Annotated in this window: 27 protein-coding genes; 13 read left to right on the top strand and 14 right to left on the bottom strand. The window is 41.6% G+C overall.

All coding sequences use genetic code 11. From position 1 onward, the window contains the following. The first annotated feature begins 130 nt into the window (after positions 1-130). Entirely contained in the window at positions 131-607 is a 477-nt protein-coding gene (locus ACH3Z1_RS02060) for a YcxB family protein (protein ID WP_490820173.1), read from the top strand. Between the two features lie 76 nt (positions 608-683). Here the strand turns inward: ACH3Z1_RS02060 and ACH3Z1_RS02055 are convergent, their stop codons facing one another. Beyond that, positions 684-1,112, bottom strand: a complete 429-nt coding sequence (locus tag ACH3Z1_RS02055; protein ID WP_490820171.1) for a GNAT family N-acetyltransferase — start codon at positions 1,110-1,112, stop codon at positions 684-686. A 299-nt stretch (positions 1,113-1,411) separates the two neighbouring features. Here ACH3Z1_RS02055 and ACH3Z1_RS02050 point away from each other — a divergent pair, with 299 nt between their 5' ends. From ACH3Z1_RS02050 to rnc, 3 genes are all read left to right on the top strand, one after another. Further along, positions 1,412-1,648 (top strand): acyl carrier protein, encoded by a 237-nt coding sequence (locus ACH3Z1_RS02050; protein WP_026751146.1) that lies wholly within the window; start codon positions 1,412-1,414, stop codon positions 1,646-1,648. A 91-nt stretch (positions 1,649-1,739) separates the two neighbouring features. Beyond that, entirely contained in the window at positions 1,740-2,993 is a 1,254-nt protein-coding gene (gene fabF, locus ACH3Z1_RS02045) for a beta-ketoacyl-ACP synthase II (protein ID WP_490820170.1), read from the top strand. 4 nt (positions 2,994-2,997) lie between these two features. Next, on the top strand, positions 2,998-3,711 hold the full coding sequence (rnc, locus tag ACH3Z1_RS02040; protein ID WP_490820169.1) for a ribonuclease III: 714 nt from the start codon (positions 2,998-3,000) through the stop codon (positions 3,709-3,711). A 93-nt stretch (positions 3,712-3,804) separates the two neighbouring features. Here the strand turns inward: rnc and mce are convergent, their stop codons facing one another. After that, positions 3,805-4,209, bottom strand: coding sequence for a methylmalonyl-CoA epimerase (gene mce / locus ACH3Z1_RS02035; RefSeq protein WP_490820168.1), 405 nt, complete (start codon positions 4,207-4,209; stop codon positions 3,805-3,807). Positions 4,210-4,334: 125 nt separating this feature from the next. On the opposite strand from mce, the gene ACH3Z1_RS02030 reads away from it, so the two are divergent. The 3 genes from ACH3Z1_RS02030 to ACH3Z1_RS02020 all read left to right on the top strand — a co-directional run bounded on the left by ACH3Z1_RS02030 (position 4,335) and on the right by ACH3Z1_RS02020 (position 6,493). Further along, a complete protein-coding gene (locus ACH3Z1_RS02030; protein ID WP_490820167.1) occupies positions 4,335-5,552 on the top strand; it encodes an IscS subfamily cysteine desulfurase in 1,218 nt (405 codons plus the stop codon). Between the two features lie 115 nt (positions 5,553-5,667). Further along, the gene (gene iscU, locus ACH3Z1_RS02025; protein WP_133473392.1) at positions 5,668-6,087 is read left to right on the top strand and encodes a Fe-S cluster assembly scaffold IscU; all 420 of its coding nucleotides are present in this window, start codon (positions 5,668-5,670) and stop codon (positions 6,085-6,087) included. A 55-nt stretch (positions 6,088-6,142) separates the two neighbouring features. Then, positions 6,143-6,493, top strand: a complete 351-nt coding sequence (locus tag ACH3Z1_RS02020; RefSeq protein ID WP_133473391.1) for a HesB/IscA family protein — start codon at positions 6,143-6,145, stop codon at positions 6,491-6,493. 119 nt (positions 6,494-6,612) lie between these two features. On the opposite strand, the gene ACH3Z1_RS02015 is transcribed toward ACH3Z1_RS02020, so the two are convergent. Beyond that, complete coding sequence (locus tag ACH3Z1_RS02015) at positions 6,613-6,981, bottom strand: hypothetical protein (RefSeq protein ID WP_490820166.1); 369 nt, start codon at positions 6,979-6,981, stop codon at positions 6,613-6,615. Between the two features lie 105 nt (positions 6,982-7,086). Between ACH3Z1_RS02015 and ACH3Z1_RS02010 the strand changes: the two genes are divergently transcribed. From ACH3Z1_RS02010 to ACH3Z1_RS01990, 5 genes are all read left to right on the top strand, one after another. Beyond that, positions 7,087-7,809: an ABC transporter permease subunit gene (locus ACH3Z1_RS02010; RefSeq protein ID WP_490820165.1), complete on the top strand. Its 723-nt coding sequence runs from the start codon at positions 7,087-7,089 to the stop codon at positions 7,807-7,809. A gap of 3 nt (positions 7,810-7,812) precedes the next feature. After that, complete coding sequence (gene gldG / locus ACH3Z1_RS02005) at positions 7,813-9,558, top strand: gliding motility-associated ABC transporter substrate-binding protein GldG (protein ID WP_490820164.1); 1,746 nt, start codon at positions 7,813-7,815, stop codon at positions 9,556-9,558. Between the two features lie 48 nt (positions 9,559-9,606). Further along, positions 9,607-10,572 (top strand): TerC/Alx family metal homeostasis membrane protein, encoded by a 966-nt coding sequence (locus tag ACH3Z1_RS02000; protein WP_490820163.1) that lies wholly within the window; start codon positions 9,607-9,609, stop codon positions 10,570-10,572. Positions 10,573-10,595: 23 nt separating this feature from the next. Continuing rightward, positions 10,596-13,091 (top strand): bifunctional UDP-N-acetylmuramoyl-tripeptide:D-alanyl-D-alanine ligase/alanine racemase, encoded by a 2,496-nt coding sequence (locus ACH3Z1_RS01995; RefSeq protein ID WP_490820162.1) that lies wholly within the window; start codon positions 10,596-10,598, stop codon positions 13,089-13,091. A gap of 87 nt (positions 13,092-13,178) precedes the next feature. After that, positions 13,179-13,856, top strand: coding sequence for a lipoprotein signal peptidase (locus ACH3Z1_RS01990; protein WP_490820161.1), 678 nt, complete (start codon positions 13,179-13,181; stop codon positions 13,854-13,856). 104 nt (positions 13,857-13,960) lie between these two features. On the opposite strand, the gene ACH3Z1_RS01985 is transcribed toward ACH3Z1_RS01990, so the two are convergent. The 11 genes from ACH3Z1_RS01985 to hemA all read right to left on the bottom strand — a co-directional run bounded on the left by ACH3Z1_RS01985 (position 13,961) and on the right by hemA (position 24,337). After that, a complete protein-coding gene (locus tag ACH3Z1_RS01985; RefSeq protein ID WP_490820160.1) occupies positions 13,961-14,989 on the bottom strand; it encodes a hypothetical protein in 1,029 nt (342 codons plus the stop codon). 36 nt (positions 14,990-15,025) lie between these two features. Then, a complete protein-coding gene (locus ACH3Z1_RS01980; RefSeq protein ID WP_490820159.1) occupies positions 15,026-16,021 on the bottom strand; it encodes a 2-hydroxyacid dehydrogenase in 996 nt (331 codons plus the stop codon). Positions 16,022-16,065: 44 nt separating this feature from the next. Then, positions 16,066-16,425: a four helix bundle protein gene (locus tag ACH3Z1_RS01975; RefSeq protein WP_490820158.1), complete on the bottom strand. Its 360-nt coding sequence runs from the start codon at positions 16,423-16,425 to the stop codon at positions 16,066-16,068. A 129-nt stretch (positions 16,426-16,554) separates the two neighbouring features. Then, the gene (gene hemL, locus ACH3Z1_RS01970; protein WP_490820157.1) at positions 16,555-17,841 is read right to left on the bottom strand and encodes a glutamate-1-semialdehyde 2,1-aminomutase; all 1,287 of its coding nucleotides are present in this window, start codon (positions 17,839-17,841) and stop codon (positions 16,555-16,557) included. Positions 17,842-17,876: 35 nt separating this feature from the next. Further along, the gene (locus tag ACH3Z1_RS01965) at positions 17,877-18,227 is read right to left on the bottom strand and encodes a four helix bundle protein (protein ID WP_490820156.1); all 351 of its coding nucleotides are present in this window, start codon (positions 18,225-18,227) and stop codon (positions 17,877-17,879) included. A gap of 80 nt (positions 18,228-18,307) precedes the next feature. Beyond that, positions 18,308-19,291 (bottom strand): porphobilinogen synthase, encoded by a 984-nt coding sequence (gene hemB, locus ACH3Z1_RS01960; protein WP_490820155.1) that lies wholly within the window; start codon positions 19,289-19,291, stop codon positions 18,308-18,310. 72 nt (positions 19,292-19,363) lie between these two features. Further along, positions 19,364-20,272 (bottom strand): oxygen-dependent coproporphyrinogen oxidase, encoded by a 909-nt coding sequence (gene hemF / locus ACH3Z1_RS01955; RefSeq protein WP_490820154.1) that lies wholly within the window; start codon positions 20,270-20,272, stop codon positions 19,364-19,366. A 72-nt stretch (positions 20,273-20,344) separates the two neighbouring features. Beyond that, entirely contained in the window at positions 20,345-21,373 is a 1,029-nt protein-coding gene (gene hemE, locus ACH3Z1_RS01950) for a uroporphyrinogen decarboxylase (protein ID WP_490820153.1), read from the bottom strand. Positions 21,374-21,453: 80 nt separating this feature from the next. Beyond that, a complete protein-coding gene (locus tag ACH3Z1_RS01945) occupies positions 21,454-22,158 on the bottom strand; it encodes a uroporphyrinogen-III synthase (RefSeq protein WP_490820152.1) in 705 nt (234 codons plus the stop codon). Beyond that, positions 22,148-23,122, bottom strand: a complete 975-nt coding sequence (gene hemC, locus ACH3Z1_RS01940) for a hydroxymethylbilane synthase (RefSeq protein ID WP_490820151.1) — start codon at positions 23,120-23,122, stop codon at positions 22,148-22,150. Before hemC ends, ACH3Z1_RS01945 begins: the two co-directional genes overlap by 11 nt. A gap of 6 nt (positions 23,123-23,128) precedes the next feature. Beyond that, positions 23,129-24,337 (bottom strand): glutamyl-tRNA reductase, encoded by a 1,209-nt coding sequence (gene hemA / locus ACH3Z1_RS01935; protein WP_490820150.1) that lies wholly within the window; start codon positions 24,335-24,337, stop codon positions 23,129-23,131. A gap of 246 nt (positions 24,338-24,583) precedes the next feature. Between hemA and hemH the strand changes: the two genes are divergently transcribed. Then, the gene (hemH, locus tag ACH3Z1_RS01930) at positions 24,584-25,612 is read left to right on the top strand and encodes a ferrochelatase (RefSeq protein WP_490820149.1); all 1,029 of its coding nucleotides are present in this window, start codon (positions 24,584-24,586) and stop codon (positions 25,610-25,612) included. Positions 25,613-25,737 lie beyond the last annotated feature (125 nt).

The following is a 25,737-nucleotide window of genomic DNA, read 5'->3' as shown; positions in this document are numbered from 1 at the left end:
GCAGTGGTTAATAGTGAATAGTCGGGTAATGAGTATCATACAGTTTTACCTGACTATTCATTGTTTATCATAAGACTATAAATCCTACATCCGCCATCCTACATCTGCCATCCCTCCCTATCTTTGCCCTATGCAAGTCAGCTTCTCCTACGAAAAAAAGAAAGTGATACAGGCATTGCGTTATCACTTTGTACAGAAACCGGAAATCAGGGTATTGATGGTGCTGGTGAATGTATTTGCCATTGCCGCAGCGGTATTGTTCTACATGAAAAAAATAAGACCCGAACCTTTTTTACTCGGCTCTTTTATCTGGATCATGCTCATGGCATCTTTCTGGTATTTTCTGCCCAATAATATTTATAAAAAAGCTGCCACTTTTAAAGACAGTTTTATCATCGACTTTAATGACCAGGCTATTCGTCTCGAAAATGAACGTGGTTATGTAGACTGGGAATGGCATAAGTTCTCCCGTTATTTTGAGAGCCCGCATTTTTTTCATCTCTATTTCGATAGTAAATCATTCTTCCTTGTTCCCAAAGAAAATATGGGAGATGAATTCAGACACGATTTAAGAGGACTGTTGAGGAAAAAAATAGGAAATATGTAATAGAAAGTAGGAAATAAGAAAGTGAAATATACCTTACTTTCTTATTTCCTACTTCCTATTTCTTATTTCTCTGCTCTCAAAGCGCTTTCTCCATCACATAATGCGGAATGGTTACTTCGAAGAATTCATCACTACAGATATTATAGCCTAATTTTTCGTAGAAGCCGACGGCAGTGCCGCGGGCATGCATGGTAAGACGTTTATAGCCGCGGTCGCGGGCAATATTTTCTGCAAAAATCATGAGTACCCGTCCAATGCCTTTACCCTGTAATCCGGATAGTACAGCCATTTGTCTGAGCCGGACTGTTTTTTCCCCTTCTTCCATCAGCATACAGCATCCTTCGAGCTTTTCTTCGTCAAAACAGCCGATCAGGATATCATTTTTCTCTTTTTCCAGTTCTTCCATGGTAAAACTGAGTCCGAGGGGTTTACGGAGTATCTGGTAGCGTAATTCTACCATCTGCTGGTACTCTTTTGAGCCGTGATCGATGAGTTTTAATGCCATAGTTTATATGAAAGGATATACAAGATAGGGATCATTTTTAATATTTGGAGGAAGTCCGAAAGTCCGTTAGTCTGAAGGACCGGAAGCCGGTAAACGATGCATTTAGTGGTGAATTCTAGTAAAATAGGTGTAAAAACAATCTTCTTTTGAACTTTCCGACTTTCCGACTTTCGGACTTCTACATTGTACCTGCGTTGGCCATCATAGCCGCATTTCTGCCTGTGGAAACAAATATGCCCGAAAAGATTGCTTATTTAACAAAAAGTATATTTTTGCGGCTGTAACAAAAACTTTTTACAATGTCAGACATCGCAACAAGAGTAAAGAAAATCATAGTTGACAAGTTAGGGGTTGACGAGGCCGAGGTTACCAATGAGGCTTCTTTCACCAACGATCTCGGTGCCGATTCACTGGATACCGTGGAGTTGATTATGGAATTCGAAAAAGAATTCAATATCTCTATTCCTGATGAGCAGGCAGAAACCATCACTACAGTTGGTCAGGCTGTTGCTTACCTGGAAGAACATGCCAAGTAAGAATTAATTTTATTGAAGGAATAATTTATGCATCCGCCTTTCTGCGGCCTCGGCCACAAAAGGCGGATGTTCACTTAAACAGGTTTTGATCATGGAATTAAAGCGCGTTGTTGTAACCGGAATTGGCACCCTCACACCGTTAGGAAATAATCTGAATGATTATTGGACGGCTTTGATCAATGGTGTTTCCGGAGCAGATAACATTACTTTATTTGATGCTTCTAAATTCAAAACCCGTTTTGCCTGTGAGATTAAAGGCTTCGATCCAACTCAATTCATGGATCGTAAAGAAGCCCGTAAAACCGATCGTTTTGCCCAACTGGCTATTGCCGCCAGTGAAATGGCTGTAACCGATGCCGGTATCTCCAAAGACAATGTAGACATTGACCGTGTTGGTGTCATCTTCGCCAGTGGCATTGGTGGATTGACTACCTTCCAGGAAGAAGTCATCAACTTTGCCAAAGGAGATGGTACGCCCCGTTTCAATCCATTCTTTATTCCCAAAATGATCCTGGATATTGCTGCTGGTCTTATCTCTATGCGTCATGGTTTCCGCGGACCCAATTACGCAGTGGTAAGTGCCTGTGCATCCAGTACCAATGCCATTATCAGTGCAGTGGATACCATCCGTTTAGGAAAAGCTGATATCATTGTTTCAGGCGGTGCCGAAGCGGTGATCAGCGAAGCTGGTTTGGGTGGTTTCAATGCCATGAAAGCCATGAGCGAACGCAATGATGATCCTAAAACAGCCAGCCGTCCCTATGATAAGGATCGCGATGGTTTTGTAATGGGTGAAGCAGCCGGAGCCCTCATACTGGAAGAATATGAGCATGCTGTTAAGCGTGGGGCAAAAATTTATTGTGAAATAGCAGGTGGCGGCGCTACTGCCGATGCCTATCACCTTACAGCCCCCCATCCGGAAGGATTGGGTGCGCGTAACGTAATGCTGGCTGCATTGAAAGATGCAGGTATGCGTGCAGACGAAATTGATTATATCAATACACACGGCACATCTACCCCATTGGGCGATGGTGCCGAGGCAAAAGCCATTACCGAAGTATTTGGCGACCATGCGTATAACCTGAATATCAGCGCTACCAAATCAATGACAGGTCATTGTCTGGGTGCTGCCGGTGTTATTGAAGCCATTGCCTGTATTCAAAGTGTTATTCACGACATTATTCCACCTACCATCAACCATTTTACGGATGATCCTGAACTCGATCCGAAATTGAATTTCACTTTCAATCAGGCTCAAAAGAAAACCGTTCGAGCTGCATTGAGCAATACATTCGGTTTTGGAGGGCATAATGCCTGTGTAATCGTGAAAAAATATTCAGCCTAAATTTGTGCAGTTTTTAAAGCGACTTTTTTCATCCAAATCACCCGATGCCTCTTTTGAGGCACAGTTGAAAAATGTACTGGGTTTAAAACCGGGCAACCTCCTTATCTATCGTACTGCACTTAGCCATCGTTCCGTAAAAGATACCCCGGAAGAAAACAATGAAAGACTTGAATACCTGGGCGATGCCGTATTAAGCGCTGTGGTAGCAGATTATCTCTTCAAACGTTACCCATACAAAGGCGAAGGCTTTCTGACTGAAATGCGCAGTAAAATGGTGAACCGCCAGCAACTCAATGATATTGCCCTGAAAATGGGTCTGCGTAAACTTACTTTCTATAACAAATTCGACAGCTCACTCAAAGGCAGCCAGATTTTTGGCAATACACTCGAAGCCGTAGTGGGAGCTGTTTACCTCGATAAAGGTTATGTAAAAACCCAGCACTGGGTGCTTAAGCAGATTGTGATACCTCACATGTTTGTAGATGACCTGGAATCGGTAGACATTAACCTCAAAAACAAACTGATTGGCTGGGCCAGTAAACATGGCCGAACCCTCTCTTTTGACCTCGCCGACGAAAAAATGGAAGGCTCCCGCCGACTTTTCACCATCCATATCATGCTCGATGGTGAATTATTATCCATCGGAAAAGGATATAATAAAAAAGATGCTTCACAGGTAGCAGCTCAGGTAGCAGTGGAAAAGCTGGGGTTGCAGTAGAAAACAGAAGAACAGAGAAACACAGAAACGGAAGAATTTCCAATGTTTAGGTAAAGAAATTTCCCTGTTTGAATATTCCTTTGTTTCTCTGTTTTATTCTCTCCTTTCCTGGCACAGTTCAATCAACACCCCATTTGTTCCTTTGGGATGAAGAAAGCAGACCAGTTTATTATCGGCTCCGTTTTTAGGGGTTTCGTTCAGTAATTGGAAGCCCAGGTCCCTTAAACGCGCCATTTCTGCTTCAATATCAGCTACTTCGAAGGCAATATGGTGCATGCCTTCCCCTTTTTTCTCGATGAATCTGGCAATTACTCCATCCGGATCGGTACTTTCCAGCAATTCTATCTTGGTTTCACCTACCTGGAAAAAAGCGGTATTGACCTTTTCAGACGCTACGGCTTCGGTTTTATAGCAGGGGGTTGACAGCAATTGTTCGAACAGGGGAATGGATTCAGCAAAACTTTTGACAGCCAGGCCAATATGCTCAACTTTTAACATAGTTCTTTGTTTTAATTGAGGGCTTTCGATTTGTGAAAAAAAGCCCGGGAAGCGGGTTTCAGTTCCGCAAGTATAAACCGATTGACGTATTTTTGTATTTACAAGCAAGCAAATTTCTGTGCATTATGTTGAAATTACCGATTTACCTTGACAACAACGCCACCACGCCCATGGATCCGCGCGTGCTGGAAGCGATGATACCCTATTTCACCGAGCATTTTGGTAATGCGGCAAGTCGTAACCACCCATTCGGATGGCAGGCGGAAGAAGCCGTTGATTATGCCCGTGAACAGGTGGCTAAACTGATTGGAGCCGATCCGAAAGAAATCATCTTTACCTCAGGTGCCACAGAAGGGGACAACCTGGGTATCAAAGGGGTGTATGAAATGTATGCCAGTAAGGGTAATCATATCATTACCTGTACAACAGAACATAAAGCGGTACTCGATACCTGTAAACATATTGAACGTTCGGGTGGTGAGGTAACTTACCTGGAAGTGAATCCGGAAGGATTGATTGACCTGAAAGAACTGGAAGCTGCTATCAAACCAACAACGATCCTTATTGCCATCATGTATGCCAATAACGAAATCGGAGTGGTACAGCCTGTAAAAGAAATCAGCGCTATTGCCCGCAAGCACGGTGTATTATTCTTTACCGATGGTACTCAGGCCGTAGGTAAAATTCCGGTAGACGTAAATAAAGATGGTATTGATATCATGGCATTTACCGGTCATAAAATGTATGGTCCTAAAGGTGTAGGTGCATTGTATGTACGCAGAAAAAATCCACGTGTAAAAGTAACCGCACAAATGGACGGTGGCGGACATGAAAGAGGAATGCGTAGCGGTACCCTGAACGTGCCAGGTATTGTAGGCTTTGGTAAAGCCTGTGAACTGGCCCGTCTGGAAATGGCAGATGATGCTGCAAGATTGAGCAAGCTGCGTGACAAACTCGAAACAGCTTTATTACAACTGGAAGAAGCTTATGTGAACGGAAGCCGTGAACATCGCCTGCCGCATGTAAGCAATATTTCTTTTAAATATGTAGAAGGTGAAGGTCTGATGATGGGCTTTAATAAAAATATCGCCCTGTCATCTGGTTCAGCCTGTACTTCTGCTTCACTCGAACCCAGTTATGTGCTGAAAGCATTGGGTCTGGGTGATGATCTGGCACACAGTTCGCTGCGTTTTGGATTAGGAAGGTTTACCACAGAAGAGCAGATAGACTACACCATCAAAGCGGTAAGTGAAACGGTTTTAAAACTAAGGGAAATGAGTCCACTCTGGGAAATGTTCAAAGAAGGTATCGACCTGAACAGCATTGAGTGGGCACACCATTGATAATTTGAAAATGAGGTAATTTGAAAATTTGAAAATGATTTTTGAATTACCCGGTGAACAAAAGTGCGTCTCCATTTTCAAATTTTCAAATTTTCAAATTTTCAAATTTTCAACCATGGCATATTCAGAAAAAGTAATCGATCATTACAATAACCCCAAAAATGTGGGTACGCTCGATAAGGCAAAAACAAATGTAGGTACCGGTCTGGTGGGTGCACCGGAATGTGGCGACGTTATGCGTCTCCAGATTGAAGTAGACGATGCAACAGGTGTTATTACCGATGCCAAATTCAAAACCTTTGGTTGCGGATCGGCTATTGCATCATCATCACTGGCTACAGAATGGCTGAAAGGCAAAACTGTTGACCAGGCAGTACAGATTGATAATATGGATCTGGTAGAAGAACTGAATCTTCCTCCGGTGAAAATTCACTGTTCTGTACTGGCAGAAGATGCTATTAAAGCCGCTATCAACGACTACCGTAAAAAGAACGGTTTAGAGGAGTTGGTATTTGAAGAGAAAGGCGTACACTAACCAGCATGATGTTAATGTGAAGCCATTAATCATGAACCATTAACTTATTAGCCAAATGGTAGCAACAGAAAACAGTATATACGTAAGCGATAAGGCAAAAAAGAAAGTGCAGCAGCTGATGGAAGAAGCAGGTGTATCTGGTGATACTTCCTACTTTTTGCGTGTGGGTGTTGTAGGTGGAGGTTGTTCAGGGTTAAGTTATAAACTCGATTTCGACAATGAAATCAAACCTATGGATCAGGTATTTGAAGACAATGGTGTTAAGGTTGTAACCGATCTGAAAAGCTTTTTATACCTCGTCAATACAGAATTAGATTTCTCTGATGGATTAAATGGTAAAGGGTTTTATTTTAACAACCCCAATGCCAGCAGAAGTTGCGGATGTGGTGAGAGTTTTGCGGTGTAAAACAAAAGAAAAATTTTAGAAGCCCGGTATCACCGGGCTTTTTTTATGGGTAGTGAACAAAGGCCCGGAATAACCCGGGCCTCTTTCCAAAAACCAACAGCACTTGTAGAAACAAATGCCTAAACGCTATCGGGTGCAACTGGTGCATCCGGCGGAACTGATTTTACCGGTGGCTTTGGTTTAGCCGGAGGTGGTGGGGGTGGTGGAATATGCTTATTTACTTTAATCTTAACCTTTTCCGGAGGTGGCGGTGGTGCAGGTTGCTCCGGCTTACGAATTACAGTAGGTGGTGGTTCAACGGGCGGCGGTGGTGGTGGCTTTCTGACTTTCGATTTTTTATCACTTTTTACGATAACAGGTATCGCGTCTTTTCCGTCAGCTACTACAACCTTATCTGCTTTGACGGGTTTTGAAGGTTTATCCTGCCCCTGTGTAAATAAACCTACCCCCAACAGGCACATCAATAATAATGTCAATTTTAGTTTCATATGGCTACTTTTTGTTAGGATGCTTTTTTGAAAAGTTTCCATAAAGAACACATAAAATATACAGGAACGGTATTCGTATGCCATAGAACAATTAGTTTTGACACCATGTGGATCATCTGCAAAAAAGAATGGCAACAATTTTTCAGCAGCCTCACTGGTTATATAGCCCTAGCTGTGTTTCTGCTGATCAATGGATTGATGTTGTTTGTATTCCCCGACACCAGCATACTTGAATTTGGATATGCCAGTCTTTCCGGTTTTTTCAGCCTCGCACCCTGGATACTCCTGTTAATAGTACCCACCATTACGATGCGAAGTTTTTCCGATGAATACCGTCTGGGTAATTTCGAAATACTAAGAACCCTTCCGCTGACCCCGGGTCAGTTGGTATGGGGCAAATTTTTCGGCTCCATCCTGATTGTTTTTTGTGCCATACTGCCTACCATTATTTATGCTTTTTCCATACAGGCATTGAGTGTTACCGGTGGTATAGATGTAGGAGCAACCATCGGTAGTTATATAGGTCTCCTTTTATTGGGAGCTGTTTTTACGGCTATTGGTATTTGTACCAGCAGCTATACCAATAACACTGTTGTGGCATTTATTGCAGGTGCATTTGTTTGCTTCCTGCTGTACAATGGATTTGATGCAGTAAGTAAATTATCTGCCTTTAGTGGTGGTATCGACTATTACCTCGAAATGCTGGGTATCAGTTTTCATTACCGCAGCATCAGCAGGGGTGTTATTCGCATCAGCGACCTGATTTACTTCGCAGGTCTGATCGGCTTCTTTTTATTCCTCACCCAAAGAAACCTGTTGAAAAGATAAATCATGCAGAAATTGTTGCAACATAAATATGGCTGGCTGGGTGTACTGACTGCATTATTGTTAGTGATCTATCTGTCTGCAGGCATTGGTTTCAGAACCGATCTTACTGCCGACAAACGATACAGCCTGACTTCTTCTACCAAACAATTACTTTCCAATCTGGATACAGCCATCGAAATACATGTATTTCTTACAGGTGAATTACCCGCCGATTATAAAAAACTATCTGTAGCGACTGCTGAATTGCTGGATGATTTTAAATCACTTTCAGGTAACCTGATCCGGGTAAAATTTGAAAAACCAGGAGAATATCTATCTGATGATACCGCACGAGCAGTTTTATATGACAGCCTTGCGCGACTGGGTGTTGTTTTTGAAAGAAGCGAAATAACAAGTACCGATAAGTCAACCGCACAACTCATAGTGCCATCGGCACTCGTTGTATACGGAGACAGGAAGCCCGTTGCCGTTGATCTGCGGAGTAGCCGGAAAGTATTCAGACAATACAATGTGATGAATGATGTAGAGCCGCTGGAAGACAAAGAAGCAACAAGAAATGCAGCAGAAGCATTGCTCGAATACAAATTCGCCAATGCCATTGATAAACTCACCAGGAAAACAATTCCTACCATTGCCTATCTCGTAGGAAATGGTGAACCTGTTGACCTGAAAGTAAATGATCTGGGTGAAAGCCTTCGAAACGATTACCGGCTGGCTGTATTCGATTTGAAACAGGGATACCCCGATCCTGCAATGATTGATGCAATGATCATTGTAAAACCTACAGAAACATTTACTGAAGAAGATAAACTGAAACTCGATCAGTATGTCATGAATGGTGGTAAGCTGCTCTGGTTTGTAGATAAGCTACACGCAGAACTGGATAGCCTGATGAGAAGCCAGGCCGAATACACTGCTTTCGACCGCGGACTTGATATTGATGACCTTTTATTCAAATATGGGGTTCGTATTAACGGAGATTTGCTGCAGGACCTGAACTGTTCCAAAATTCCCATTGTGGTGGGTCGCAATCCGGATGGGTCACCCAACATGCAACGGGTACCCTGGCCATATTATCCGTTTCTTGCATCACAAACCGATAACCCGATTTCAAAAAATATAGACAGGGTATTACCTGTTTTTCCCTCCAGCATCGATACGGTAAAAGCACCGGGAATACAGAAAACAATACTGCTGACATCTGATACGAATAGTCGTCGCATTTCTTCACCTGCCATCGTATCTGTTAACAGCGTGAGTAATGAAGAAGACCTGCGTAGTTTCAATAAAAGTTTTGTTCCGGTGGCTGTATTACTGGAAGGAGCTTTTCAGTCGTTGTTTGCCAACAGGGCAAGTGCTTCATTGATGGATTCAGTTCAAAGAACCACCAACCGACCTTTTTTAAGACAGGCTGCCAAGCCCGGTAAACAGATTGTGGTATCGGATGCAGATATTGTAACCAATGCAGTAAGTAATACTGCAGGCCCTTTACCCATGGGGGAACTGCCCTTTGAAGGATACAGATTTGCCAACCGTGAATTTTTCCTGAACTGTGTAGACTACCTGGTAAGCAATAATGGTTTATTTGAAAGCAGAAATAAAAGCATTGTACTCAGATTACTTGATAAAGAAAAAATAGCTACCCAAAAAAGTACCTGGCAATGGGTCAATATTGTAGCACCGCTTTTGTTGCTAACAGTAGCAGGCTTCATTTTGCAGTGGAGAAGGAAAAAGAAATACAGCGTTTAAGCGTCTGCGATGGCCCGGAACGCTATCTTTACGGCATAATTCTCTTTCATGACAACTCATCAGATCGTTTACCTGGTTTTTGGAATTGTATTGGTATTGGCATTGGTATTTGACCTCGGCTTATTGAGTAAGAAAAATGCGCAGATTACCATCAAGCAGGCACTCAAACAAACTTTCTTTTGGGTAACGCTGGCACTTGGTTTCTTTGTGTTTATGTGGGTAGAAGAAGGCCAGAAACTGGCACTGGAATACCTGAGTGCTTACCTCATGGAATGGAGCCTGAGTATCGACAATATTTTTGTCTTCATCCTTATTTTCAATTCTTTTAAAGTAAAAGAGAAATACTATTCAAGGGTGTTGCTGATCGGTATCCTGATGGCAATTGTATTCAGGGTATTGTTTATTACCATTGGTGTGGCATTGGTAGATAAGTTTCACTGGGTATTGTACATATTTGGCGTGTTCCTGGTATATACCGGTTATAAAATGTTTACCACCAGCGAGGAAAAAGAATTTGAACCACAGGATACTAAAATATACCGTTTCCTTAAAACCTATCTGCCACTGGCCCCGCATGATGGCGATGGTAAATATGTAGTGAGAGAAAATGGTAAACCCTTATACACGACTTTGTTTGTGGTAGTGGTATTACTTGCTTCAATTGACCTGGTGTTTGCACTCGATTCTATTCCCGCAGTAATGGGTATTTCAAGAGACAAGTTAGTTATCTACACGTCGAATATTTTTGCTGTGTTAGGGTTGCGCTCCCTGTTCTTCCTGTTACGAGGTGCCGTTTCAAAATTCGATTACCTGCAACAGGGTATAGCGATTGTATTGGTGATTATTGGTATAAAAATGCTTGGTGAACACTATATCAATATGTGGATTGATAAATCGACACAGGTGTTTATATCACTGGGATTGATTGTATTGTGTATTGCCGGATCTATTTTTTACTCCATGTTTGCGAGTAAAAAAGGAGCTCCACAGGATGTACACGATGGTTCTATCTGATCTTAAAATGATAGTTTATAGCATTGTCGTATTCTCTTCAACATATAGCAAGGGTTATTCAGGCTGACGAAATACCGTCAGATGAAAGAAGCATCCTGCATTTACTCACCGACAGCCGTAAACTCGTTTTCACGGATGCTACATTGTTTTTTGCTATAGAAGGCCCACGCAGAGACGGACATGATTTTATTGCTGAATTATACGAAAGAGGATTGCGTTGTTTTGTAGTTCAGCAGAATAGAATTATAGCGGGCCAGTTTCCACAAGCTGTTTTTCTTGCTGTGTCAGATGTATTAAAAGCATTACAGGCTTTGGCCACCCATCATCGCACACAATTTAATATACCCGTTATTGGTATTACAGGAAGTAATGGTAAAACCATTGTGAAAGAATGGCTCTACCAGTTATTGCATACAGAAGAACAGATTGTGCGAAGTCCACGCAGTTACAACTCACAGATAGGTGTTCCGCTGAGTGTATGGCAACTCAACAGCTCGCATAGCCTTGGCATATTTGAAGCAGGTATTTCACAGAAAGCTGAAATGAATGTTTTACAAAAAATTATTCAACCTACTATTGGCGTATGGACAAATGTAGGTGCTGCACACGCAGAGGGTTTCAAAAACGAACAGGAGAAAGCGGAAGAAAAGGCCCAACTATTTACTGAAGTAGACAGTCTTGTGTATTGTAAAGATGCCATTGGAGCTTCTTTCGATCCGGCAGGTAAGGATAAAATGTTGTTTAAAAATACCGTTCGTTTGATTGCATGGAGCAGGGCAGAAGGAGCAGACCTCGTTATTCAGTCAGAAGAACAGTCGCCTCAGCAAACATTGATCAGTGCTGTCTGGCAATCAAAAAATATACAGATCACCATACCCTTTGCAGACAGAATATCCATTGACAACGCCATTACCTGTTGGTGTGTGCTTATGCTGAAAGGTTACGACCATCAATGGATTGAACAGCGTATGTTATTACTTGAAGCGGTAGACATGCGTATGCAGTTAAAAAAAGCAGCGAACAACTGTTATCTGCTGAACGACAGCTATAGTAATGATACAGCTTCACTTGAACTGGCACTCGATTTCCTGGTGCAGCAAGCAGGCAAGAACAAAACAACACTTATACTGTCAGATATATTACAAAGTGGAGAACTGTCAGAGGATTTATACAATGGAATAGTGAAGCAATTGGTAAAGCGTGGAATCAACAGGTTGATTGGTATTGGTTCAGCAATCATAGCACAGGAACCAATGCTGAAAAAAATTGCGGCTGAATTACAGATTGACTGTTACGACTCTACGCAGGCTTTTCTTCAAACAGCATCATTGAACCAGTTCAGGGATGAATACATTTTACTGAAAGGAGCCCGTGTTTTCTCTTTCGAAAGAATAAGCCAGTGGCTCGAACAGAAAGTACACCAAACGGTAATGGAGGTAAACCTTACCGCTATGGCACATAACTTAAAAGCCTACCAGCAATTTCTTGCTCCCAGCACCCGGCTCATGGCCATGGTAAAAGCATTCAGCTATGGAAGTGGTACGGCAGAAGTGGCCAGAATATTACAATTTCATAAGATAGATTACCTGGCAGTGGCCTATGCAGATGAAGGTGTTGAATTACGTAAAGCAGGTATCAGTCTGCCCATTATGGTGATGAATGTTGATGAAGCTGGTTTCGATGCCATGATTCAATATAACCTTGAACCCGAAATATATTCTTTTGGTATTTATCATTCCTTTCACCAGTTTCTGGAGAAACAGGCAATAACGCAATATCCTATACATATCAAATTCAACACGGGCATGAACAGGCTGGGTTTTGAAATTGCAGAAGCAGAAGCTTTGGCCACAATGATCAATAGGCAGGGTTCCATGGCTGTAAAATCGGTACTGAGTCATTTGGCGGCCAGTGAAAATACTTTGCTCGATGATTTTACTGCGGTTCAGGTAGAGAGGTTTAAAAAAGCCGTTGCAGTAATGCAACAGATGCTGGGCTACCCTTTCATACAGCATATTGCTAATTCGGCTGGTATATTCCGTCATCCAGAATACCAGTTTGATATGGTGCGATTGGGCATTGGTTTATATGGTGTTGATAGCGCAAACGAACACCAGCTATCATTACAAACTGTCATCACACTCAAATCAACCATAGCACAGATCAGACAGGTGCCGGTTGGAGAAACCGTGGGGTATAACCGGAAAGGAATTGTCAACAGAAACAGTCGTATAGCCACCGTGCGGATTGGTTACGCGGATGGTTACAGCCGATCGCTGGGTAATGGCAATGGATATATGTGGCTGAAGAATAAAAAGGCACCGGTTATCGGAAATGTGTGTATGGATATGACCATGATAGATGTAACAGATATACCCGAAGCCATGGAAGGCGACGAAGTGGAAGTATTTGGCAAGCAGATTCCGGTACAGGAACTGGCATCCGCAACAGGCACCATTGCGTATGAGATCATGACAGGCATCAGCCAACGGGTGAAAAGAATATATGTGGAGGAATAGTCCCTTGTTTTAACATACCCCCATCGTGGGCATTATAATACTTGTTTGTTCAGCCCCTATCTTTGCCCAGTATAAATTAATCAGGAAGTGAAAGGAAAACATCTGTTTTTATTGATTCTGGCCATTATTGTAGCCGATCAGGCATTGAAATTCTATATCAAACTGAATTATTATGCCGGTGAGGAACATAAAGTGCTGGGCGACTGGTTCAGACTGCATTTTGTAGAGAATGAGGGCATGGCCTGGGGCTGGAAGTTCGGGGGAGGTTTTGGTAAAATTGCACTCACTTTATTCCGACTGGTGGCTGTAGTATGGGGAACCTTCCTGTTACGCGATTTCCTGAAGAAAAATTACCATAAGGGTTTTATGATTTGTGCCGGACTTATTTATGCCGGTGCATTGGGTAACCTGATCGATAGTTTGTTTTATGGCCTCATCTTTGAACAAAGCAATCCCTTTACACAAAATGTAGCAACACTCTTCCCTTCTGGTGGAGGATATGCGAGTTTGTTACATGGTAAAGTAGTTGATATGTTTTACTTCCCAATTATTACCGATGCAAAATATCCTGCCTGGGTACCTTTTTTTGGTGGAGATGATTTTGAATTTTTCCGTCCGGTATTCAATCTGGCCGATGCTGCTATTTCAGCAGGCGTAATTGTCATATTGCTTTTTCAGAATAAATTCTTCAAACATACTAAGGAAGAAAAACACTCAACAGTGGAAACGAAATCTGTGGTGGATGATAAGACACAGATATTTTAATTGAATAGCATACCTCTTTACATTTTTTTGGCCACAGATTCACAGATTGTAACTATTCATCTGTGAATCTGTGGCCAAAAAATAGCTGACAAAAGGTCGCTAAACTAAAAAACCTGTTTTCTTTTAATAGAAACAGACTGGTTTGCAGCAGGAATAACCTGATCTATTAAGCCTACACCTTTTGCATAGTAGGCAGTTCCTTCTACTACCGATCGGTAGCTGCCCCCGTCGGGTTTGAAATGAATGACCCTTTTTACACTGATGACATCAGAATAAGTAGTTCCTAAAACAGCATAGGTAATGCCTTTGCCCATAATGGTAAACACCGCTTTAGTTACCCCTACTTCTACACCAAGTTTTACTTTTCCATATTCAGCAGTCTCCCAGGTAGTAGCAACTGGTACATTGTCTTTCAGGAAAGGATAAGATATGAATGAGTTTGGTATCGAATCAAAAATAAATAAGTAATCAAAATCGGTCGTGCTCAATGCATAGTAATTACCGGCATTGTCTTTCGAGAAATAATAAGCTTCTCCTAATGGATTGGTATCATACTGTTTAAATACTTTATTGTCGAACAAAACAGTCTGGTTGGTTACTGTAGCCCTGAATGTATCGAGTGTACCAAGTTTTGGTAAATACTCGTAGGTCCAGTTAGAATTTAAAGTGTTGGGAAAATAATCGGTGCTTGTGCCGCCGCCAGATGAACCACCGGTTGTACTTGTTACCACAGAGAAGGCACAGAAACTGCCGTTAAAAGTGAGTACAAAATCGGCACGGTTAGGAAGAATGGGTTTGCCATGACCTTTCAGTTTTACTGTGGCGGGTCCTGTTGTTAAGGCAAAACCGGAATCAATAAACCACATACCATTCACAGTATCGGTGTATATTTTGTATTTACCCTGAAGCGTGAAATTCACTTTAATGATCACATAGTTGCTGTCGGTTAATGCCTGGTCAATCACATAATCTCCCCTTACATCAGCATCCTTACAGGAGCCAGAACTATCTGTTAGCGAACCCTGGGCAGTACCGCCAAGTCCTGTTCCTTCCTTGCTTACCTCTTTCTGGCAGGCCCAAAGGAACAAAACCGCTGATAACAGGAGCACCCATCTGGAATTGAACTTATTCATAATGCCTTTTCTTTAGTATACTCTTATAGACTAAAATTAAACCAATAACGCAGCCTGATCGTTCAAATTACTGTTTTTTAGTAATTGGAACACATTATTTAACGTAGTAATTGCAATTTGGGAGAGGGCTTCATCGGTGAAAAAGGCCTGATGAGCGGTGATCAGTACATTAGGAAAGCTCATCAGACGCTGGATATCATCGTCCTGGATGATTTTGGTTGATAAATCCCTGAAAAACAGCTTCTCTTCCTGTTCATACACATCCATACCAAGCGCACTGATATGCCCATTTTTCAGCGCCTGTATCATGGTTTTGGTATCGATTAATGCGCCCCTGCCCGTATTGATGAGCATGGCCCCTTTTTTTATGTACTGGATGGTTTCTGGTCCGATCAGGTGACGGGTTTGATCATTCAAAGGACAATGAAGGGAGATGATATCAGCTTGTAATACTTCAATCAATGGATGATAGGTAACACCGATAGATTCCATTTCTTTATTGGCAACCAGGTCAAAAGCTTTAACTGTGCAGCCAAACCCTGACATGATCCTGCAAAAAGCTTTGCCAATATTCCCCGTTCCGATTACACCCACTGTTTTTCCATGCAGGTTAAAACCGAGTAAGCCATTTAAAGAGAAATTCTGTTCGCGAACACGATTATAAGCTTTATGTGTTTTCCTGTTGAGTGTGAGTATCATGGCTACGGCATGTTCAGCGACCGCTTCAGGCGAATAGGCCGGTACCCTGCAAACATGGATCCCTTGTTGGCGACAGGCTTCTATGTCAACATTATTGAAACCCGCACACCTAAGTGCAATGACTTTAATACCATTTTCTTTTAATGAAGAAATGACGGAGGCCGTCACTTTATCATTCACAAATACACAAACAGCATCAGACCCTTTAGCCAGGGACGCCGTGTTTTCATCTAATGTTAGGTCAAGAAAATTCAACTCAAATCCCAAAGCATCATTGAACCGCTCAAAGAATAGGCGGTCGTATGGTTGAGAGGAGAAGAACGTGAGTTTCATGGAGTAAAGATACTGGTCTGTCGTGAATGGTCAATGGTGAATGATCAATTGACTGTTTTAATCAAAGCAGATAGTATTTTAAAAGAGCGAATCATTGATTCTCTAAGCCTATCAAGCTGAAACTCTTTCAAGTAATGTAAATCATTTAAAATATCTAGTGCTGCATCGATTTCTATTATAGATCCCCTGGCAATTTCATAGTACCTTCTTCTCTCAATCGGTGATTTTCTGGAAGCTCCTTCAGCAATGTTTAGGTGTACAGAAGTAGCGGCTCGTCTAATCTGACTACTAATGCCAAACCGTTCTTCAATTGGTAAATAACGTGTTAGATGATAGCACTCTTTTACAAAAATTCTTGATGTTGTATATAGATCAAGCGATTGATGATTAAGAAGTAGAAACATGATTGAATTATTGTTACTACTTCAAAATAAAATGTTATCAACGATTAAATAGCAAACCTGCAAAGAAATGCGTTAAATACTAAAAAGTATACCGTATATATACCTATTCACTATTGACCATTCACGCAATCACACAATTTCTCCCAGACTATCAGCCGTTGCCTGAATCGTAGCATCCAAATCAGCATAACTCAGTGCATTGTTCAGGAACCAGCTTTCGAAAGCTGATGGAGGTAAGTAAACACCACGTTTGAGCATGGCATGAAAATATTGATTGAATAAACTGTTATTGGCCGATGCTGCTGATGCAAAATCTGTAACAGGCTTTTCACTAAAATGAATGCTGATCATTGACCCTTTTCTGTTGATGACATAGGGGATATTGGAAGCAGCCAGTACTTTATTCAGTCCATCATGCAGGTAAGCAGTTTTATCATTCAACTCCTGGTAGATGGTTGGATTATTTTTTAATTCATTCAATAATGTATAACCGGCAATCATGGCAATGGGGTTGCCGCTTAAAGTGCCCGCCTGGTAGACATTACCCAATGGTGCAATTTTTTCCATGATGGCACGCTTACCACCAAAAGCACCTACCGGCATACCGGCGCCAATTACTTTTCCATAGGTTACCAGATCGGCATCAATGTTTAATACTTCTTGAGCACCACCGCCAGCCAGACGAAAGCCTGTCATCACTTCATCAAAAATGAAAACGATGCTTTCTTCATTACAAATTTGTCTGAGTCCTTCGAGAAAGCCTGGTTGAGGAAGGATACAACCCATATTACCGGCAACAGGTTCAATAATGATGGCGGCAATTTCGTTTTTGTGTGCAGATACCAATGAACGAACTGCATCGAGATCGTTATATGCACAGGTTAATGTATCATTGGAAACACCACCTGTAACACCTGGTACAGTCTGGATATCGAATGTAGCAAGACCACTACCTGCTTTTACCAGAAAAGCATCTGCATGACCATGGTAACAGCCTTCGAATTTGATGAATTTATTTCTGCCCGTATATCCTCTGGCCAAACGCAAAGCACTCATACAGGCTTCTGTTCCGCTGCTTACCATACGGATGAGATCAACATTGGGTGCCATGCTTTTAATAAGTTCCGCCATTTCAATTTCCAATGCTGTTGGCGCACCATAAGAAGTAGATAATACAGCTTTTTCCTGAATGGCTTTTACAACGGGTTCATAGGCATGCCCCAAAATCATGGGTCCCCAGGAAGCGATATAATCGATGTAACGATTACCATCGGCATCATAGAGATATGCACCTTTGGCTTTTTCAATAAAAATGGGTGTGCCACCTACACTTTTAAAAGCCCGTACAGGCGAATTTACGCCACCAGGAATCGATTGTAGTGCGCGTTGGAAAAGAGAAATGCTTTTATTGTACATAGTAGTGAGTAGTCAGTAGTGAGTAGTCAGTATACCTAACTACACATGGCTGATAATATTTTAAAATTTTCAATAATTAACACTTTAATCCTGTCTAACTTTTCATGAGGTATATATTCCAAATCAATAGCAATTCCAAAAGCTGTATCAACTTCAATTAATGATCCTCTGGCAATTTCAAAAAATCGGGTTCTCTCTATTTTAGATTTTCTGGAACAGCCTTCGGCAATGTTCAGATGTATAGAACATGATGCCCTTCTGATTTGCTGAGATAATGCAAATTTTTCATCTCCCGGAAACAACTTTGTTAGTTTATAAGATTCAAGTATCAAATCCTTTGATTTTGAAAATATAATTAGCTTGGTATGGGCAAGTTGTAAGAACATACGGACAGTTTGCCTGAAAATAAAAACAACAAGCCGTTTTTTTCTACGTATTTACCGCAAATATTTTAACTCACTATTCACTACTGACTATTCACTATCAACCTGATCGCATCTTTTGCAAAATAAGTAGCTATCAAATCAGCGCCTGCTCGTTTGATAGAAGTGAGGCTCTCTACAATTGCTTTTTCTTCATTCAGCCAGCCCATTTTCGCAGCTGCTTTTATCATGGCATATTCACCACTTACCTGGTAAGCACTTACAGGTACTTCCACGGAATTTTTTACTTCACGAATAATGTCGAGATAAGCCATGGCTGGTTTAACCATTACAATATCTGCTCCCTCCTCTACATCCATCATGGTTTCTTTGATGGCTTCTGTTCTGTTCGCAAAATCCATCTGGTAGGTTTTCTTATCACCAAATCCGGGAGCACTGTCCAATGCATCTCTGAATGGACCATAAAAACAGGAAGCATATTTGGCACTATAGCTCATGATACCCACTTTGGTAAAACCAGTTTCTTCCAGTCCGGTTCTGATGGCGCCGATACGGCCATCCATCATATCACTCGGGGCAACAAAATCGCAACCTGCTTCTGCATGACTGATACTCATTTTTACCAAAGCCTCAACAGTTTCATCATTCACAATTTCACCGTCTTTTACAATACCATCGTGTCCATAGGAAGAAAAAGGATCCAATGCAACATCTGTCATGACCACCATTCCCGGAACGGCATCTTTAATAGCTTTGATGCTGCGTTGCATCAATCCGTTTTTGTTCCAGGCTTCTTTTCCGGTATTGTCTTTTAATTCGTCTTTACACTTGATGAAAAGCAGCACAGAACGAATACCCATTTCCCATAATGATTTCACTTCTTTTACGGTTAAATCAAGTGACATCCGGTAATAACCAGGCATAGAATTGATCTCTGTTTTCAGATTTTGTCCTTCATCAATAAATAAAGGAGCAATAAAATCTGCCGGGGTCAGAATAGTTTCTGCCACCATTGCACGAATAGCAGGAGATTGGCGAAGAATTCGATTGCGTCGCTGTAAAAACATAGTTGATTTATTTATTGATGTCAGATGTCAGATCGCAGATATATTACATCAGACATCTGCGATCTGATATCCTTAAATCCATTCCTTTGGGTATAGGCAAGCCTGTAACAATTTCCATTCTTCTGAACCCTCCACTGGTTGATAATTATAATCGAACCTGACTGTTGGTGGAAGACTCATCAAAATACTTTCAATTCTGCCATTGGTTTTCAATCCAAAGATAGTTCCTCTGTCGTGTACCAGATTAAATTCTGTGTACCTGCCTCTGCGTATCTCCTGCCAGTATTTATTTTCAGGACTGAAACTGCTGTGTTTTCTTTTTTCTACGATGGGAATATAACTCTCTATGAATGCATAACCACATACTTTGGCAAAATCCATCCAGAAATGAACATCTTTAGTTGCATCCGGACGCTGGTAGTCATAAAAAATACCGCCTAAGCCTCTTCTTTCTTTGTTGCGATGCCAGTTAACGAAATATTCATCACACTCATGTTTGAATGCTGGATAAAAAGAATTGTCGAACTGATTGCAGGCATCTTTATAAGTCTGGTGAAAATGTTTTACATCTTCTTCAAATAAATAATAAGGAGTAAGATCGGTTCCGCCACCAAACCATCTGTCGATCACTGCACCTGTTTCATCATACAATTCAAACATCCTGTAATTGCAATGTACCGTAGGCACAAAAGGGTTATAAGGATGAATGACCAAACTCAGTCCACAGGCAAACCAGCTATGACCATTGATTTTTAATTGAGTGCGCATCAAATCGGTTACTTCACCAAAAACAATGGAAGTATTAACGCCGCCTTTCTCCAGCACATCACCATTGCTGATGACACGCGTACGTCCACCACCACCTTCAGGGCGTTCCCATTTGTCTTCCTGAAATCTTGCTTTTCCGTCTGCCTTCTCCAGCGCAGAACAAATATCATCCTGTAACTGGTGAATGAAGGATATCCATTGGTCTTTGATCATAACTTATTGGTTCGTGAATGGTCAATGGTGAATCGGCAATCTTATTTGTATTCACCATTGACCATTCAGCATTCACGAATGTTTAAATTCCTTCACTGCATCCACAAATGCCCTGGCATGGTCTACAGGTACATTGGGAAGTATGCCATGGCCGAGATTGGCAATATGCCTACCCGGTCCGAATGCCTGTAACATTTCTCTTACTTCTTTCTGGATGACAGGAATAGGGGATAATAATTTTGCCGGATCAAAATTGCCCTGGAGCGTAACATTGTTACCCGCAAACTGTCTGGCCAGTGCTGGTTTAATACACCAGTCGATGCCAAGACCATGCGCACCGGTAGCGGCCATGCTGTCGAGACTATGCCATGCGCCTTTTGCAAAGACGATGGTAGGTACATCTTCTTTTACCGCATCAACAATCTGGCGTATATATCTGAGCGAAAGATTTTCAAAATCGGCCGGACTTAATAATCCTCCCCAGCTATCAAATAGCTGAACTGTATCTGCACCTGCTTTTACCTGTGCTTTGAGGTAAGCAATAGTGGTATCGGTTATCATTTGTAATAACTGATGGGCAAGTTGTGGTTGGGTATAACAAAATGCTTTGGCTTCGTCAAATGTTTTAGAGCCTTTACCTTGTACCATGTAACATAGTAATGTCCAAGGTGCACCGGCAAAACCAATCAAAGGAACGCGACCGTTTAATTCTTTTTTGATGAGTTTGATGGCATCAAAAACATAACCAAGAGTTTCATCTACATCTGGTACGCGAACGCGATTGAGATCATTGGCTGTTTTTATCGGGTCGGGTAAAACGGGGCCTTTGCTTTCAATTAATTGTACTTCAAGACCCATGGCCTGTGGTACAACGAGAATATCTGAAAACAAAATAGCAGCGTCTACACCTACAATATCTACCGGTTGCAAAGTGATTTCACAGGCCAATTCCGGTGTCTGGCAGCGTTCAAAGAACCCGTATTTTTCACGCAGTACCATGTATTCAGGGAGGTAGCGTCCAGCCTGGCGCATCATCCACACGGGTGTTCTTTCAGTTGTTTCACCACGTAGGGTTCGGAGGAGTAGATCGTTTTGTAGCATAGAGGTTATGTGAATGGTGAGGTCAATGGTGAATTGTCAATGGTGAATATCCTTTTAATTCACCATTGACAATTCACCATTCAGGCCTCACTCAAGTAATGAATCGCCTTCCTCACCAGTTCATCTTTCCCCGGTGTATTGGCGGTGATTGTTTTATTGTTTGAATATTGTTTAATAGCCGCTGCTGTTGTTTGCCCGATGGCAAATAAAACAGTGTGGGCCGCAACTTTATTTAATTTAAAATAACTGTCTACAGCACTTGGACTGAAGAACAGGATCGCATCGTAAGCCTGTTCAATTTTTTTGTATAACGGAATGGTTCTGTACACTACCACTTCATTTACGTCTATACCAGCTTGAGCAAGTTTAGCGGGTAGTTCCTCTCTTCGCTGATCGCCGCAAAAGAAAACCACTTCATCGGTTTCTTCTGCTTCAATAATGACATCGGCAAGATCGGCAGCATTGTTTCCTGTACCAACTATTGACTGCTCTCCGAAATATTCTTTGATGATCTGTGCAGTGGTGTGGCCCATACAATAGATATTCCATTCCGGAACCTGTTGGTCAAGCATGGTAATGACAGATTCAACGGCATTCATACTGGTGAATACTACCGTGGCATATTGTAAAGCAATTTGTTCCACTTCCTGTTGAACATCAATATCTACTACAGGCTCGGTATCAATTACAGGATTAACCTGTAGATGTATGCCTTTTTGAGCGGCTTCATCTACCAGTATTTGTTGTACCGGTCGTGTACATAATATAGAGAAATTAGTTGCCATTTGTTCTGATCGCCTTGATAATTTCAGCTCCTCCTTTTTCTGTTATTTCTTTGGCTGCTGCTGTTCCAATGTTTATAGCGTCTGCAATAGATGTTTTTTTATAGACTTCTATTTTCTGTTGTCCATCGAGTGATAAAATATTTCCTTTGAAAATGATTTCATCACCTGCTATTTCTGCGAGCGCACTGATAGGTGTTGCGCATCCTCCCATTAGTACACGCAGAAACTGTCTTTCTGCTGTGGCACAAATAGCTGTATGGTTATGATTGAGCTGATGGCATTGTTCGAAAATATTTTCATCTTCGGTACGGCATACAATCATTACTGCGCCTTGTGCAGGGGCCGGTAACATCCAATCTAATTCAATGGATTTTTCCGGGCGAAGATTGATTCTTTCCAACCCCGCAGCCGCAAAAATGGCGCCCTGCCAGTTGCTCTCTTCCAGTTTCCGTAAACGCGTATTCACATTGCCACGCAGGTTATCGAACTGGTGATGCGGATACCTGTTGAGCCACTGGGCCTTTCGGCGCACGCTGCTGGTGGCGATGGTGAATGGTGAATGGTCAATGGTCAATGAAACTTTATTCACCATTGACCATTCACCATTCACGAACCCAATGGCTGCCGGTGTTGCCTCATCTTTGTACACCAGTAAATCTTTATATGATGCTCTTTTCAATACCGCTGCTTCTCTGATTCCTTTTGCCAGTTGTGTAGGCACATCTTTCATGGAATGAACAGCGATATCGATTTTTTTACTGAGTAATGCTGCATCCAATGTTTTTGTGAAAATACCCTGTACACCTATTTCATACAATGGGGTAACCAGGTCAATATCGCCCTCGCTTTTAATGTACACAAGTTCAGCAGCTATCCCTTTTTCTTTCAATAGCTCCTGTACCCATGTGGCCTGCCACACGGCTAACTGACTGTCGCGTGTACCTATTCTGATTACCTTATCCATGGTTGATTAATGACTGATGGTCATGAAATCGTTGATCGCTTCAATGTAGTAACAACCCGGCTGGTGCCTGTTACGCATTTTAACGGCTACATTGTTTACCACTTTTTGAATGGCTTCTGTATTAATATCTTCAGTTGCTCTCTGTGAAGTTAAAAATAATCCACAGGAATGCATATCATGTAATTTCTGCTTCACTGCTTTGAGTACAGGAACATGGCGACGCTGACTGGTCCATACAGCAAATTCATCCATATGATGCTGAATGATAGCCATTGCTTTGGGAACTTCGGCTTTTCTTTTGCGAAGTGTTTGATCATTGATCTTTGAAAGATCATCTACATTGGCGAGTAATATATTATCCTCCTGTGCCAGTGCAGGATCAATATTATTGGGAATCGAAAGATCGATCAGTATTTTTAAACGGCCTGACTGAACATTAGCGCAGGTAAGTATAGGCTTCTCTGCATTGGTAGCTACAATCACAATATCTGCATCGTTTACTTCTGTTTCCATCCGGCTCCAGTTAGCATGACTTAGTTTCATGCTGCCAGCCAGTTCAATCGCTTTTTCTTCTGTTCTGTTGATGAGTGTGATATTGCGGGTATCTAAATAATCAACAAGATTCTTACAGGTGTTGCGGCCTATCTTTCCCGTACCCAGCAAAACGATTTTTTTATTACTGGTATCGGTCAGTTGTTCACGAATAAACTGGATCGCCGCAAATGAAACAGAAATAGTACCGCCACTTAAAGCGGTTTCATTTTTTATTTGTTTGGAGGATTGTAAAACAGTGTTGAACAAACGTTCCATAAAAGCACCGATCATGCCTTTTTCTTTCGAAAATTTTACTGCCAGTTTCATTTGCCCCACAATTTCATAATCGCCCAGTATCTGCGAATCAAGACCGGCACCTACAGAAAAAATGTGTTCTAATGCTGCGGTATCCTTTTTTATATAGCAACGCTGAAGAAATGTGGCTGCATCGCCCACAGTTACATCGCAAAGTAATTGAATAAGGGTGTTGACATCAGGGGCAAGGCCATATATTTCTGTTCTGTTACAGGTGCTTAAAACAAACAGTTCTTTTAAGCCAATCTGTTTGGCGTTATGTAAGATAACACTGTACTGCTCCGGGTTAATAGCAAAATTGCCACGAATGCCGGCATCCGTCTTCTTATAGTTAATTCCTGCTACAAAAAATTGTCCTTTCTCCATATACTGCCACGATTCTTTTGGTCTCGCTTCAAATAAGTACGCAAAGGTATCCCGCAGGGTTTCTTTAAAAACATGACAAACGTCATTACATTGTCATTTCTCTGTCAGGATTTTCTATGAGTGGTTGTTTTCCTCCTTGAAAATAAATCTAATTCTGCCTAACACTCGTTCATTTTCGCGAACAATGCTCACAGAACCTTTTACAATGGAGATTGTTAGTCTACTTTTGCAAATTCAAACTGATCTATGGCAACAAATGCGAAGCGTGCACTTTTACTGATGAACCTGGGCTCTCCCGATTCCACATCTGTAAAAGACGTAAGAAGATACCTGAATGAATTCTTAATGGATGGACGTGTAATTGACATTCCTTATATCGTTCGCAGTTTGCTTGTGAGGGGTATCATTGTTCCTTTTCGGGCGCCTAAATCTGCGGAAGCTTACCGAAGCATCTGGACAGATCAGGGTTCGCCACTGATTGTACTCACGAAACAATTGCAGGAAGCGGTACAACATAAAATTACTGAGCCGGTAGCCATAGCCATGCGTTATGGAAATCCTTCACCCCGACAGGCATATGATCAATTGATCAAAGATCATCCCGGATTGGAAGAAGTGGTACTGCTGCCTTTGTATCCGCATTATGCGATGAGCAGTTATGAAACGGCAGTAGAATATGCCAAAGAACAGCATGTAAAGGGTAATTATCCCTTTAAGCTCAATGTCATTCAGCCTTTTTATGATGATGCAGATTATATTGACGCATTATCACAATCTATACATCCTTATCTGGAACAGGATTACGACCATATTTTATTCAGCTATCATGGTATCCCTCAAAGGCATATCCGCAAAAGCGATACTACAGGCTGTCATTGTCTGCAGGTAAACAACTGTTGCGAAACAGTATCATCTGCACATGCCACCTGTTACCGGCATCAATTGGTGGTAACTACCAAAATGGTAGCTGAAAAATTAGGTATACCCAAAGAGAAATACAGTATTTCATTTCAATCAAGATTGGGCAAAGGCTGGCTGGAACCTTTTACAGATAAGCGTTTCGAAGCAATGCCGGGAGAAGGTATTAAAAAATTATTGGTAGCCTGTCCGGCCTTTATCAGCGACTGTCTCGAAACCATTGAAGAAATAGGTGAGGAAGGAAAAGAAACTTTCATGCATGCGGGTGGTGAGTCTTTTACTTTAATTCCCTGTTTAAATACGCATCCGGCGTGGGTAAAGACAATTATTAAACAATTTGAAAATTTGAAAATTTGAAAATGATAGACTGCTATTGCCAATTGCAGTATCTATATTTATATAACAAAAAATAAAAGCAGTGAAAATAAGGATGCACACCGCTACTTTATTTTCAAATTAGCACATTTTCAAATTTTCAAATT

The sequence above is a fragment of the Sediminibacterium sp. FW305-C-49 genome (assembly GCF_058231085.1).
Note: the sequence above shows the minus strand (reverse complement) of the source record. Positions and strands in the feature narration are given on the sequence as shown.